Annotated in this window: 11 protein-coding genes; 3 read left to right on the top strand and 8 right to left on the bottom strand. The window is 47.8% G+C overall.

What is annotated here, in order from left to right:
* Positions 1-611 precede the first annotated feature (611 nt).
* The 6 genes from DPRO_RS10090 to DPRO_RS10065 form a co-directional block, all read right to left on the bottom strand.
* Positions 612-1,580: a DUF3150 domain-containing protein gene (locus DPRO_RS10090; protein ID WP_097011923.1), complete on the bottom strand. Its 969-nt coding sequence runs from the start codon at positions 1,578-1,580 to the stop codon at positions 612-614.
* 2 nt (positions 1,581-1,582) lie between these two features.
* A complete protein-coding gene (locus tag DPRO_RS10085) occupies positions 1,583-2,566 on the bottom strand; it encodes an AAA family ATPase (protein ID WP_097011922.1) in 984 nt (327 codons plus the stop codon).
* A 79-nt stretch (positions 2,567-2,645) separates the two neighbouring features.
* A complete protein-coding gene (locus DPRO_RS10080; protein ID WP_097011921.1) occupies positions 2,646-2,915 on the bottom strand; it encodes a type II toxin-antitoxin system RelE/ParE family toxin in 270 nt (89 codons plus the stop codon).
* Entirely contained in the window at positions 2,906-3,178 is a 273-nt protein-coding gene (locus tag DPRO_RS10075) for a CopG family ribbon-helix-helix protein (protein WP_097011920.1), read from the bottom strand. Before DPRO_RS10075 ends, DPRO_RS10080 begins: the two co-directional genes overlap by 10 nt.
* A 61-nt stretch (positions 3,179-3,239) precedes the next feature.
* Positions 3,240-4,457, bottom strand: a complete 1,218-nt coding sequence (locus tag DPRO_RS10070; RefSeq protein ID WP_097011919.1) for a hypothetical protein — start codon at positions 4,455-4,457, stop codon at positions 3,240-3,242.
* A complete protein-coding gene (locus DPRO_RS10065) occupies positions 4,447-5,130 on the bottom strand; it encodes an ERF family protein (protein WP_232005547.1) in 684 nt (227 codons plus the stop codon). Before DPRO_RS10065 ends, DPRO_RS10070 begins: the two co-directional genes overlap by 11 nt.
* 516 nt (positions 5,131-5,646) lie before the next feature.
* Here DPRO_RS10065 and DPRO_RS10060 point away from each other — a divergent pair.
* From DPRO_RS10060 to DPRO_RS10050, 3 genes are all read left to right on the top strand, one after another.
* Positions 5,647-6,099: a hypothetical protein gene (locus DPRO_RS10060; protein ID WP_157917439.1), complete on the top strand. Its 453-nt coding sequence runs from the start codon at positions 5,647-5,649 to the stop codon at positions 6,097-6,099.
* A 21-nt stretch (positions 6,100-6,120) separates the two neighbouring features.
* Positions 6,121-7,286, top strand: a protein-coding gene (locus DPRO_RS10055; RefSeq protein WP_097010545.1) for an IS3 family transposase whose coding sequence is annotated in 2 segments (ribosomal slippage) — positions 6,121-6,396 and positions 6,399-7,286 — 1,164 coding nt in all. Because the reading frame shifts where the segments join, the coding sequence is not laid out codon by codon here.
* 34 nt (positions 7,287-7,320) lie between these two features.
* The gene (locus DPRO_RS10050; RefSeq protein ID WP_097011916.1) at positions 7,321-7,941 is read left to right on the top strand and encodes a WYL domain-containing protein; all 621 of its coding nucleotides are present in this window, start codon (positions 7,321-7,323) and stop codon (positions 7,939-7,941) included.
* Positions 7,942-8,502: 561 nt separating this feature from the next.
* Here the strand turns inward: DPRO_RS10050 and DPRO_RS10040 are convergent.
* Together DPRO_RS10040 and DPRO_RS10035 are read right to left on the bottom strand one after the other, a co-directional pair.
* On the bottom strand, positions 8,503-11,694 hold the full coding sequence (locus tag DPRO_RS10040; RefSeq protein WP_097011914.1) for a type ISP restriction/modification enzyme: 3,192 nt from the start codon (positions 11,692-11,694) through the stop codon (positions 8,503-8,505).
* 299 nt (positions 11,695-11,993) lie between these two features.
* Positions 11,994-13,114 (bottom strand): IS3 family transposase gene (locus DPRO_RS10035; protein WP_407681385.1). Its coding sequence is split into 2 segments (ribosomal slippage): positions 11,994-12,836 and positions 12,839-13,114, totalling 1,119 coding nucleotides; the frame shifts between segments, so codons are not numbered across the junction.
* Between the last annotated feature and the right edge of the window lie 131 nt (positions 13,115-13,245).

Here is a 13,245-nt window from a genome sequence, read left to right as displayed (position 1 = left end):
CTGTGAGTTGGATGCTGCCTGTAACAGCATATGGATTTTCGTAACCACGATTTCTACTCATCCACGCTCACTCCTCAAATTGAGGCATAGGCATTTCTGCCTATTCCGTCGTATAGACCCGTACATTCGGAAGTTCGTCAGTCTCCATTGAGACATTCTCGCCATAGCCTTTTATAGCCCCCCGGCCTATCAGATACTCGACCACCTCTGGTTCGCAATTCCTCGCCACAACGCGCTAGGGTATCCTCTCAGCCGACTTCACCGGGCTTCACACCGCTGGCATATAACACTGCCAACCGCATGCCGGAGTATCAGGGACGACATTTCAGGGCGTTACTCCTTCATTCTATCGTTTCAGGTTATTAGTTCGTAGCCGTATACAGCTACGGCTGACCTTTTCAGTCAGCAACAAGTCACACCATGATCCAGGAAACCTCTGGCCATGCCGATGAGTGTCTTACTGCATTCCAAAGGAAGTGCAGGTAGATGAATGGTGTTGCCATCAGTATATGCTCCTTTTCCACCTATTATAACCTTCACACCGTACTTGCGGCCCAGGACTGAGGCTACCATCGGGAGCGACTTCATAATGTGTTTATCATTCATAGCGATCACCAGAGCCCATGGCTGTCGATCTGATGCTGATGAATCGGCTCAGGAACGAAGTCAGTTTTTGGTGTAGACTCAGTCTCCGGTAATGCAGGAATCGTATCCGCAACCAAACCCGCTAAGATATCGTTGGCCTCATTGCCATCGAGAATCTTCTGCCCATGAGCTACCAAGGTTGCCGGATCTCGAAGCAACGACACAACTCCCTGAAGCATGACCAATGCGCTGCCATGGATGTATCCACGAGTAGGCACACGGGTGAATGCCGTATCTAACAAATCTACAACCGGCACGACTCGTGGCTCTACGAAGCTCAGGCCTGCCAGCTTGGTGTGGATGGAGCGTAAGGGAGATAAGGCTTTGTGTGTCACCTTGTCTTTTCCTTCAAAGCATCTCTTCCATGTATCCGTAGCGGCTTTAGCCACCTCATTGAAGAGAGTCCCACCAAGGTCTTTGACTTCATCCTGCAACCCCTGGTGTACGGCATCATCCGTTGGAGGTAACAGCTTGAACAACTGCCACTTGAAGCCGATACGACTGCGCACGTAATCCGCACTGACCGTGGAGCTGCCAATCAAACTCTCCCAACCAGGATGTTGCGAGATCCAGTCTCGTACAGCTTCATCATACCGGTAGAGGAACTGCTCTTTTGCAGCCAGGAAGTCGTCACGGATCGCGGTCAATTCCGACACAATGTCATCGGCTTTGTCCTCAGGAATAGCCCATCCACCGAGAAAGCGAATACCTATTCTATCCAGCAAATTCACAGCACGGGCTTTCAGCGTCCCGAAGATACGCAGTTCCTGAGGGTTACATATTTTCTTACTGCCAAGCGAAGCAAGCTCTTCAGGAGGCAGGCTTGCACCACCAAAATCTGCCGGTGTCAGCTTTTTGCGAGCTGTCCAGATGTTTACGTCCAGGTTCAGGGCCATCAAATTGTCGAGCGCAGTAATATCTGTATGGGTATCCATAATTACTCCTTGTTTTCTTGTGGAAAGAAGCGTTGAGCCAGTTCATGCAGCACTGTCCGTGTCTCAGGTGTGGCTCGGTAGCCAAGAGCACGATCAAGCGCGTAGGTCACAGGCTGGATGCCTTGCCTTGCAAGAGGTTGGAAACGGACAGTGAGATCTGCCCAGCGAATGAGGGTACGGGTCGAGAAGGTCACTTCGATAGTGTCGCGGTAATTCCCGTCAGCTTCACCCATGAAAAGCTTGCGAACCTCATTGGCGTATTCCACCATTTTGGTCCGCACTTCCTTCGGCAGTCTAGAAGCCTTTCGATGCAGCAGTTCTCTTTCATCCTTGGGCTTTGGATAGCCAATTTCACAGAGCCAAAAGCGGTCCATGAAAGCCAGGTTTTGCCGAAGTGTCCCTTGATAGAGACCGGTCTCATCACTAGTGCCATTCGTGTTGGCTGTTGCAGCAAACCTAAACAGCGGATGTGGCTTGATTACTTCCCCACCGTTCTCGGGAATACACAACGGATCGCCGTCCAGAATGCCATTCAAACCGGCTGCGGTCGCTGGGTCGAGCAGGTCGATTTCGTTCAGCAGAAAGAGCCCTCCGAACTTCATCGCAAGTGCCAATGGCCCGTACTGGAAGGACATATTCGAGTCTTCAACTGTAAGGTGACCAACCATATCTGGAAACTCCAAACGTCCGTGTCCGGTAATGTCGAATACGGGATAATTGAGCTTCGCCGCGAGCTGTTTGATCAGGCTGGTTTTGCCACTCCCTGCGGGACCGAAGACATAGAGCGGATCAGATGAGTCCATGAACCAGACCACAGCATCACGACTGGAGTCGTGGAACAAGTACTCTGGACTTGGCTCCGGGGTGAACGAAGAAGCGGATGCAAATCCCCGCACTGTGCGCTTGGACTTTTTGCCGCTGAAGACTTCACCGGCATCGTGGTCTGCGGGTTGCAGAGCTTGTAGTTCTTTCAGAATTTCACTCATGTGTTTCTCCTTTGGAAACGAAAAACCCCGGTCCTGCTTTCGCAGAACCGGGGTTTGGTCTTAGTGTTTTTCTTTATAGTTATCGTGATTCTTTCGAGTGCCAGAATCGCAGGATATACACTACCTCTTCTTTCACGTGGTAGCGCACAATATATCGCCCAAAGACGAACTCTCGGACACCTTCAATCTCTTCAAGCGGATGCCCTATGTGGGGCATCTCAGCAAAACGATTAATCGCGGCCTTCAGGTTGAGAACAGTGGTACGGGCGACTTCTGGATCATGTTGAGCCAGAAAATCGTGAAGACGCTTCAAGTCTTGAACAGACTCAGGGGAAAACCTTATTTGCATTCAGGAACGTCCATTTCCGTTTCAGTCCCCCAGCTATCCATCCAGGCAAAGACCTCGTCGCCTTCGACGAACCGGCCAGCCTCTATACTTTCGATCGCCAGCAGTGTTTCGTCATGTCGTTTGACCTGTTCTTCATGCCTGGCGACAAAGTCAGCCATAAACTCCCGCAGGAGATGGCTGGAATTTTTCCCTTCACGCTTGGCTATTGCCTCGAACTTGTTCTTAAGGGCGGTATCAACACGCGCCCGTATGATTTCCTGCATGGGACCTCCATTTACTGTAGCTACAGTATGCCACACACTGTGAAATGTAAACCGTTTTCACTCAAGCCGCTGATTTCAGCATTTTGTTGATCTTGCTGACATAGAGGCGTTCAAACGGTTTCCCGGATTTTTCACACTGTTCCAAAGCCGTTTGGGCCTTGAGTTCATCACCGATCAGCGAGGTCAGCTTGTCCAACATCTGGGAGCGGTCAAGCGTCTTTCTACCCGCTATAGTTGTAACACGGAAACGATGGTCCTTCGTCGAGATCCAATCCTTCGCACCTATCAAACTGTATGTTTGCCGGATGCGTTCTTCGGACTCGGCGATACGTTTCTCTAGGGTCGCCTTTCGTTCCTTAAGCATGGCGAGTTCTTCCAGTTCCAGTCCGCAAGCGGAATCTGAGGGGATGTTCACGGCCTGAAACTTTGGGCAGTCTGCGTTGACATCGCACCAATCGCACAGGGGATGAAAGCCTCGGCAATAGTCAAGGTCGTTCAAATCCAGGCTTCCAGAACGAACATCTTCCGTAGTCCGCCAGATACCCACCGCCGCTTGCAGACAGGCTTCCAGCATACCCATATCCGCCAAGTACGGCCCGAATGATTTCACCTCTGATCTGGAGATGGAAAGCACCCAGCTCTCAATATCCACGCCATCTGGCAACTTGGGCAAAGCCACGTTGAAAATGGACTGTATTGCCTGAGGAAACGTGACCGATTGCACTTCAGTTTGTGGAACTGAAAAGCACGGCTGTGCCCAGCAGGACTTAAGCAGTCCAACCTGGCCATAGAGCTGCGCTTCGTACGACGCATAAAGCGACGCCGGGATACGCTCATTGCTTTTAAGTTCCAGAATTCTCACTGCTGGTCGTTTCCCGCCCCAAACCAGGGTGAAGTCCAGATGTGCTTTGATGGGTACCCCATTGTGCTCAATGGAGATCTCAAGCTGCGGAACCAGCTTCACGCCGGTAGCTGTGAGAGCCTTCTCAATGCCATACTCCTGCCAGTGACCGCGTTGCAGGATGATCTGTCGCCCAAGAACACGGCCCAGCTCCTCATGGGCAAACTCACCCACGGCGGTTGCGGCGGGAATGGCGGACAAACCCAGTTTGCTCGCTACGGCTGCCCTCATACATTCCATGCCTTTGCCGATGTCCGACATGCCGATGTACTGGCTCCGATCCCCAAGCTCATTGGCAGTCTTCTGCTCGCCATGAGCCAGGAGGCCTTGAGTCAGAAGACGAAGCAGCCCTTGTGCTTTGATTGTATCAGGCTGCATCTGCATACCTCCACCAGACCTTGCGCGTGCCATCCCAGCGGAATCCAGCCTTACGCAGGAATTCTTTCTTGGAATGAGTATCTCCGGTTGCGAGTACACATTGCTTGCCGTCATTGGCTGTACCATTTCGATACTGGACGCCATCAAGCCGGGGCAGACTGGCCATGCCAGTACCACTACCCTTGGGAGCCGCTTTTGGCTGTGACGCGGTAAAATTCATCCCGTTATTCCGGGGTGAAAAACCAGAGTTGTGCGGTTCTCTCTGATGCGAGGCCAATTCTCCGTCATCGTCTTTTTCAGTCACGATCCCTATCAAAGCAGACAATCCGTATCGACGTGCATAGGTCATGGCAGAACCATATCCTTGGGGGTCATTCTTCGGCAGCGACATAGTTAAAAGCGACGCCTGCCATTGGCCTGTTTCAGCGTGGACGATCTTGGTTACAAGACCGAGTTGATTAGCCTCGACCGATACCGGATACTGTGTGAGCCAAATACCGTGCTCAATCAACGCATCTCGGCACGCATTCATGACCGAATGAAGTGTTGCGTACCGACTGTTGGTAAAAGTGTTCTCTGCATCCTTCAGTGCTGGTGAAAGAGTCTGCTGCACCTGGATCATGGCCTCTGCCAATTCCGTGATTTCCGGGGAATTCAATTGTGGTTCCATCATTACCTCCTTAGAAAAGAGAAAACCCCAGTGCTGCACGATGCCGCACTGGATTAGTTGGGCAATCCGAAGCTAAAAAGATCTAGCTCTCACAAAGGTAATATATATCTGAATATTACTGAAAAGCGGAACGCTCCTCGATGTAGCGATTTGTCATCGTCTCAAACTGTGATTGATTAGATTAAAGAGGAGAAGTAAAATGAGAAAACTTCAGCTTCAACTGTTCACGACCTCAATCTTCCTTCCTCTGTATGAGCTGAAGTTGCCATGCTCTATTGGGGGATACGCACCTCTCTAGGACCTAAAACATCTTTATCCCAAAATGTTTACTACTATTCTGTTTTTTGAAATGAATCGGAGCTAAACACATTTGCTGCGAATAAGCTCATCGCTTAGCCATATAAGAATACTAGGAGATATGATTATGGATTTCCTAAACATGGGGTTATCTGATATCAAGATTTGTAACTAAAGGCGGTGTCGCTTTTGACTACTCAATCTCACCAGCGGGAGCCCTACGTGCCGTCCAAAAAAAACCAACATGCGAAACCAACTCAGAAGGCTGTGACGCTCTTCTGTCAACTCATGTATACTGGCAAGCGTCACTACCTGATCGATCTTGCCAGAGAACTGGATTGCTCGAAACAGACCATCATTCGGATGATGGAAGACATTGACCGCAGTTATTCGGTAAGGGTGAAGAAGGGCAAAGACGGTAAGCGGTCATGGTATCAAATACAGACTCCCAAAAGTCGACCGAAAGTCGCTTTGTCGGAAGAAGAGATCAACCATCTACTGCTTTGTAAAGAAATGGTGCGCCACCTGCTACCTAAAGAGCTTTCCAAAGAAGTTGATGAGACAATCCACAAGACTGCGGCCATGCTGCCGGATTTAGATAAAAGGGCTGGGGCCTTTGAATCGTTGGCTAGAAGTGGGTTCAGGAAACTGGACCACGAGCTAAGGTGGACGTAAGAAGCCCAAAGGAGGCTTTTGATGTCCAGGAAAAGAAGGAACTTTACCGCCGAATTCAAGACCCGTGTCGCGTTGGATGCCTTGTCCGGCGAACACACCCTGTCCGAGCTCGCCAGCAGGTACGGCGTGCATCCCAACCAGGTTTCCCAGTGGAAGAAGCAGGCCAAGGAGCAGATCGTAGCTGGCTTTGCGGGCAAGGCCCAAAAGACCCAACAAAGCGATGAGGCCCGGATAAAAGAGCTTCACGCCAAGATCGGCCAGCTCACGGTGGAGAAGGATTTTTTGCAACAAGCCTTCGCAAAGATATGAGCTGCGAGCGAAGGCGAGACATCGTCGACAAGGGGCATCCGATGCTCAGTGTTCGACGGCAGTGCGAAATCCTCAAGCTGCACCGCTCAACGTACTATTACCAGCCGATCGGCGAGTCCGCGTCCAACTTGGCGCTCATGAAGCGCATCGACGAGTTGTTCCTGGAGTTGCCGTTCTTCGGCTCCCGGCAGATGCGCAACATCCTGCGCGATGAGGGCCATCAACTCGGGCGCAATCGCGTCCGGCGGCTCATGCGCAAGATGGGGTTGATGGCGGTCTATCAGAAGCCGCGAACCAGCCAGCCTCATCCGCAGCACAAGACGTATCCGTATCTGCTGCGCGGCAAGGCGATCACGAGGCCGAACCAGGTGTGGTGCGCCGACATCACGTACATCCCGATGAAGCGGGGCTTCCTGTACCTCGTGGCGATCATGGACTGGCACAGCCGCGCGGTGCTCTCCTGGCGGCTGTCGAACACCATGGAAGCGGACTTCTGCGTGTCCGCCCTGGAGGAGGCCCTGAACCGCTACGGCGTGCCCGAAATCTTCAACACGGACCAAGGCTCGCAGTTTACGAGCTACGAGTTCACACGGACGCTCCGGGAAGCCGGAGCCCGCATCTCCATGGACGGCCGCGGCCGCTGGATGGACAACGTCATGATCGAACGCCTGTGGCGATCACTGAAATACGAATGCGTGTATCTGCGGGAATTGGAAACGGGAAGCGAGTTGCGGCAGGCCCTGGCCTGGTGGATCGATTTCTACAACAACCGCCGCCCACACAAGGCGTTTGACGGCAGAAAGCCGATGGAGATATATCAGGAAGGCCCCAAGCCAGAGGGGGTACCCCCTCTGGCTTGGCCCCACAAGGCGGCGTAGCCTATGAAACTGTCCACCTTAAATTCGCCGCTGACTGGTCCAAGGAAGTGAACCCACTTCTGCTGACGTCATTCTAAAAGGCAGCATCGACTACACGCCACAGGAGCAAATCCTCACCACTCTGCTTAATGCTATCGCAGCCAAAGACGTGTGCGAGATCAAATACAAGAGGCTGGGGCGAAAAGAAGAAAAGCTCCATTATTTCGCTCCTCTTAAAATCAAATCATACCGTGAAGCATTGTATGCTACTGGCTGGAAAGTGGATATCCGCTCGAAAGAAGCAGAGCCAATTCACGAAATGCATCTCCCCATTCATCGCTTCACTGCCGCTGAGCCAATTAGGAAAAAGCATTCAATCATTGATGATGAGAAGCCACACTACTTCGGCTTCCCGGAATGCGAACCGTTCCGAGTAAAAGTACGTTTTTCCCCTGAAGCCGGAACGTATATCAAGGAGCGGCAGTGGAGTTCAGATCAGGCGATAACAGATTTGGCCGATGGCCAATGTGAGCTTGAAGTTACGGCGCAGAGTGAGACTGAGGTGCTGTCTTGGGTACTGGGATTTGGTGCGAATGCCGAAGTTGTTGAACCGGCTTCGCTTCGGCAGGCTGTGGAGGCCGAATTAATCTCGATGACAAAGACATATAACAGCTAGCTCAGAGAGCATGAGGTTCTCCTGATCGAAGGCAACACAATAGGTTAGTCTACCAACTTACATTTAAGATACCGGCTGTCGCTATAAAGGGAGTCTGTACATTTATCCAACCAAGTAATATCGGCCTCTGAAAGCTCGCCGACTGGGATATCCGACTTAACATAGGACCAACTATCATCCCAGGGGCTTACTCTAATTAGGCTTACAGTTGAATGTCCTGAATCGATAAGTTTTTTCTTTAGATCCTCTAAATCCTCCGCAGTAGTAGAGGAGTACACCTTAAACCCGCTTGACCATGCCATTGAAACACTAATCATTATACAATTTCCCTGTTTATGGTAAATATTTCAAAAAATGTGTCTTGAACAATACTCTTTAGGAACATGATTATTCAATTGGTAGCTTCCACAGCGGGGACTTTTCGGGCCCTGCCATCCTGTAAAGTGCTCTTATAAGTTTCTGGCTCCTCGAACGAGTAAGCTTGTAGTGCAAGCATTTCGTGACCTGAATTGGCACTCTCAATATCATTTCCCGAAAGAATTGCAGGGCTCCTTGCCTTTGTTATTTGCATAGGAACTGGTCAACTAAATTAGTTAATTCAATACTCTTAGTAATTGATTCATTTATTTTTTTGAAATGAATGATGTCATCAAAAGAAAGTGACATCCCTTTTCTTGATTTCAGCCATTTTTGTACAGGGTGATAGCCGCCTAGGCGATATTCCCATACCTGCAAGGGTATACCATCGAAGTATTGATCCTCGTTAATCCACACACGCCCAAGTAAATCGTCCCGGCTAGTAATTTCAAAATCCTTGGCACAAATTTTAGTTCTTATAGTGTTGTCCCCACTAACAGGAAAACCGCATAAAGAGGAATTGTTGTTGGTTTCAAAGTTCAACAAATGCACCTCTCTAAGCATTTTGCCGATGCTTTGTAATTCAGAAAATGCAGTAATAGAACTTGGATATGGCACCCTAGGATAGCCTGACTTGAGGAACTCGTTAAACCTTTTTCTATACGCTGAAGAGTGTAGGTATGCATATACATAATCAAACACATCCGATGGGCCAAATGAATTAACCAAATCCCCACCTTCTTCATCGAACGTCATTTTAACTTTACTTGAAAAAATATCTAAAATATCTAAATTCAGATTTGAAACACGACAGTTCTCGCCATTGGAATTTTTCTTATATATATACAATGGTAAATTCATTGCATTTGATCCTGTTGTGCTCGACAGAAAGATAGCTTCAGAAACACTATCTGTAACAAAAACATGGTTAAATTGAGCGTCTTTGGTTGACTTACTAACAAGTAGGCCTATGTTTTTTTTGTCTATGTAATTAGACATTATCTCATACACGGGCCACCCAACAAACCCACGAGCTCTTCCTGTGTAATAAATATAACGGGAGTCATAAGGTCTATAATTGATTCTCCTAACATTTTTTTTGTTACACCCACTATCCATAATGTCTTTACGAGCCCAATCATACTTCCAATCGCGGACATCTTTTGGAAGACCATATTTAAGATAAAAACCATCCTTATCCATGTTGCAGATATCATATGCAGCATCATAAGCCTTTGATTCTGTGAATTGAACACATAGCTTATCGCGTTTGGTGATGATTCCATTCCCATTAACATGGAACAAATCTGCAACAGAAAAACCTTTGTCATACTTTTTCTTTAGTTCATAATCACGAGGCACAAAATAATATTCTGGCCCAACATTTTTAATTGAAGAGAAAGAGATGTCCTTCAATGAATTTTTCCATAAAAAATCATACTTCTTCTTCCTATCTCCATACACGTCAACATGGTGCACTTGCGCCAGTGTATTTGCTTTTTTGCTCTTCGATCGAACAAAAATATTAATTGAAACACCTTGCTTAATGTCAAAAATATTTTTATCGGGAGATCCATCTGGAGCTTTTTCTTTTTTATTAGAGTTCCCGTGTAAATCAATAATATATATCTTCTCAAAAGATTTGAGTAAACTCCATCGCATACCTCGAAATGTTGGGTTGTCTAAAAAACCGTGAGGATTAATAAATGCAAGAATCCCTTCTCCATTTTTTTGCACAAGGCTTTGACTATAGCGTATGAATTTGACGTGATCATCGTTTATCCATTTAGAATTTTTCTCTTTTAGACGAGACCGGCTCCCTGGTTCTTTTTTATAGTCAAGCATTAACCTCTCGATCCACTCATAGTTGCTACCTTTATTTTCGCTCTCTCCTTTATAGGGTGGATTACCCAAAATGCACATAACAGGGCAGTCCCGCTTAATTCCATCAGCCTCTTGCGACTCATGACTAAGCCATCCAGCAAGAGCAAGTAGTGACCCCGCATATGGTTGATACTCTTCAAGGGTATTCGTCAGGTATACCTTGAATCTTTGTTCATTGATTGGCTTGTAGCCCGTTTCTCGTAACAATAAGTCAAGTTTCAAATGCGCCATTGCATATGAAGCCATCAAAATTTCAAAACCATTGACCCTAGGTATCAAATCCTGTTCAACATACTGACTCCAAGCCCCTTTCATATTTACAAATTGATTGTCAAATATATGCTTTACGACCTGGGCAAGAAAAGTACCAGTTCCAGCTGCGGGATCGAGCACTTGAACTTTGTGAACTTCTTTAGTGACATATTTTTTTTGTCTATTGTCTTTCACCTTTATTTCAGTTTTAGCTGTGTCAGATATCCCACCCTTTAATCCAAAATCTGACTTGAGGATGTCATCGGTAGCTCTTACAATAAAATCCACAACAGCTTCTGGTGTATACCAAACCCCTCTGGCTTTTCTCAAATTTGGACTATATTCAGATAGAAACGTTTCGTAAAAATGAATAATGGGATCTTTTCTATTTCTCTTAGTGCCAAACTTTTTCAAAAGAGCGTCTATATCTGTAGCTCGAAAAACATCTGCAAGGTTATCTAAAGGGCGTTCAATACGACTATCGATGTCGTATGTGGCTATATATTGGAAAAGTTTTCTCAAAAACGGGTTGGTTTTGGGTATTAGATCCGCTGCTTCAAATCGGCTAAAATCATCTAGTGTTTTGTCATTTAACCGTGCTGCAAAAAGGCCGTAAGCCAAAGTTTGAGCATAAATATCGGCAAACTCTTTAGGAGTGAGGCTGTGCAGAAGAACCTCTTTGAATGCAGCATATTGTTGCTTCAGCTCAGTATTATCTTGGCTTTCGTCATCAGACGACAAAGCATTGTCTAAAATATGTTCAAAAAGTCTTGCTTTCCCCGCCATGAGTTTAGCAAGTGTCTTTGGAGAACTAATCGTCTGTCCAACAAATGCACTAAAATCTCGTATTAAAGATTTGAATTCTTCAAAATTATCTTTTTTAGGGACAATCCGGCCTTCGACAATATGGGCGATTTCTATTTCGGACGTTAAGAATCCTTGTCTATAAAACTGAAAGGTAATGTAGTCAGTGATTATTAAATTATCGAGAGCCTTTTTATATCTATCAAACTGCTCTTTATATTGGTTTGAATTTAAATTTTTACCAATGTCTTTAGCTTCAATGTACCCAACAGGGGTTTTATTTTTAATTAAAACATAGTCTGGATTGCCACAATCCGTTACATTTGCAGGCTCATTGATAACTGTAACATCAGCAAGATTTGCGATTAATTTTTCTAAATCGGACCTATAAGCATGCTCTCTAGAAATTCCAGAGTTGTATTTTTTACTTAGTCCCTCAATGTATTCAGAAATCATATTTCCATATCCTTCTTAGAGATGGGATAAACTTGTCCCCCCTAAACATAACTCTTTACATAAATGCTACAGCAAGTTTCGCAATTGTTAAAATAGAATAATCTTTTATGTGCCATTCACGCTTTCTGCGCCTCCCCCCATCCTTTGGACCACTGATCGGTCTTTTTAAGGTGGAGCCCGGCGTCCGAGTTTGTGCCTCCGAGGAGGCGGGTCGCCATAGCCGTTGTGGAGCGTAGCCCGTCCCCGTAGGGGCGGCCCGAAGGGCCGAGGGCGGAGCGGAGCAACGGCTACGAGCCAAGTCAATGAACATTCAAGTTGCCCCTGTATACGTCAGCGGGAGTTCTTTTGTCCAACGACGAATGACCGCGCTCCTCGTTGTAGTACCGAAAATAGCGCGTAAGCCCATGGTATAGCTCGATCCCATCACAGTACGCCCTGGGGTAAATATCCTCATATTTCACCGTCCACCACAGCCGCTCAATGAAGACGTTGTCGATTGCGCGACCTTTGCCGTCCATGCTGATTGCAATTCCCTTGCTCTGCAGAACTCCGGTAAATTCACGACTCGTGAACTGCGCTCCCTGGTCCGTGTTGAACACCTCCGGCGTAGAGATGCGCAAAGCCTTGTTGAGCGCATCCACGCAGAAAGAACTATCCATCGAGTTCGATAGCTCCCAAGCCAGCACGAAGCGGCTCCACCAGTCTATCACTGCCACCAGGTACAGAAAGCCGCGCTGCATGGGGATGTAGGTGATATCAGCGCTCCAGACTTGATTTTTTCGTTCAATGGCAACTCCTTTCAGCAGATAAGGAAACACGGGATGCTCCGGGTTGGGGACACTCGTATGCGGCCCTGGAGTAATGGCCTGCAAGCCCATCATCTGCATCAGTCGCTCAACCCGCTTGTGGTTGACCTGATGCCCTTGTGTCCTCAGCCAATCTGTCATGCGCGGCGAGCCGTAATCAGGCTGACGCAGGTACTGCTCGTCGATCAGACGCATCAGGGCCAAATTTTCATCGGATTCGGCTACAGGCTTGTAGTAAAATCCCGAACGGGAAATGCCTGCCAACTTGCATTGCCGCCGGATGGAATACTCCCGATCTGGTTTGATCCACTGGCGGCGCACCTCAAGCGGCAGGCTTACAACTTTTTTTCAAGCCACTTGATGTCCATCTTGAGCCGACCGATCTCCTCAAATAACGGTGCGGTTATCTCCTCCTGGCTTTTGGCTTTCTTGCCACTGGAAAAGATGTCATCGACATTCTCAAGGAGCTGCCGCTTCCACGTGGAAATCTGATTGGGGTGCACTTTGTACTCCGCAGCCAGTTGCGCAAGCGTCTTCACGCCACGAATCGCCTCAAGTGCGACCTTGGCCTTAAACTTGTCCGAATGTTTCCGTCTTTTGCTGCTCTTTGTCATGCGTCCTTCCTTATCGGTTTAAGGACGCTGACTCCACCTTAACCGGTGGTCCGAATTTCGGGGGAAAGCGCATTCCTACGCGTTAAGATCTGCTCCAGCCAAAAAACTAAATGGAATCGTTTATCTTTAGG

Source organism: Pseudodesulfovibrio profundus (genome assembly GCF_900217235.1).
Taxonomy (GTDB): Bacteria; Desulfobacterota; Desulfovibrionia; order Desulfovibrionales; family Desulfovibrionaceae; genus Pseudodesulfovibrio; species Pseudodesulfovibrio profundus.
This window is presented reverse-complemented; position numbering and strand designations above follow the sequence as displayed.

Coding starts and splice junctions, on each gene's coding strand:
- DPRO_RS10090 (WP_097011923.1), bottom strand. CDS start 1,580: ATGGATACCCATACAGATATTACTGCGCTCGACAATTTGATGGCCCTG.
- DPRO_RS10085 (WP_097011922.1), bottom strand. CDS start 2,566: ATGAGTGAAATTCTGAAAGAACTACAAGCTCTGCAACCCGCAGACCAC.
- DPRO_RS10080 (WP_097011921.1), bottom strand. CDS start 2,915: ATGCAAATAAGGTTTTCCCCTGAGTCTGTTCAAGACTTGAAGCGTCTT.
- DPRO_RS10075 (WP_097011920.1), bottom strand. CDS start 3,178: ATGCAGGAAATCATACGGGCGCGTGTTGATACCGCCCTTAAGAACAAG.
- DPRO_RS10070 (WP_097011919.1), bottom strand. CDS start 4,457: ATGCAGCCTGATACAATCAAAGCACAAGGGCTGCTTCGTCTTCTGACT.
- DPRO_RS10065 (WP_232005547.1), bottom strand. CDS start 5,130: ATGATGGAACCACAATTGAATTCCCCGGAAATCACGGAATTGGCAGAG.
- DPRO_RS10040 (WP_097011914.1), bottom strand. CDS start 11,694: ATGATTTCTGAATACATTGAGGGACTAAGTAAAAAATACAACTCTGGA.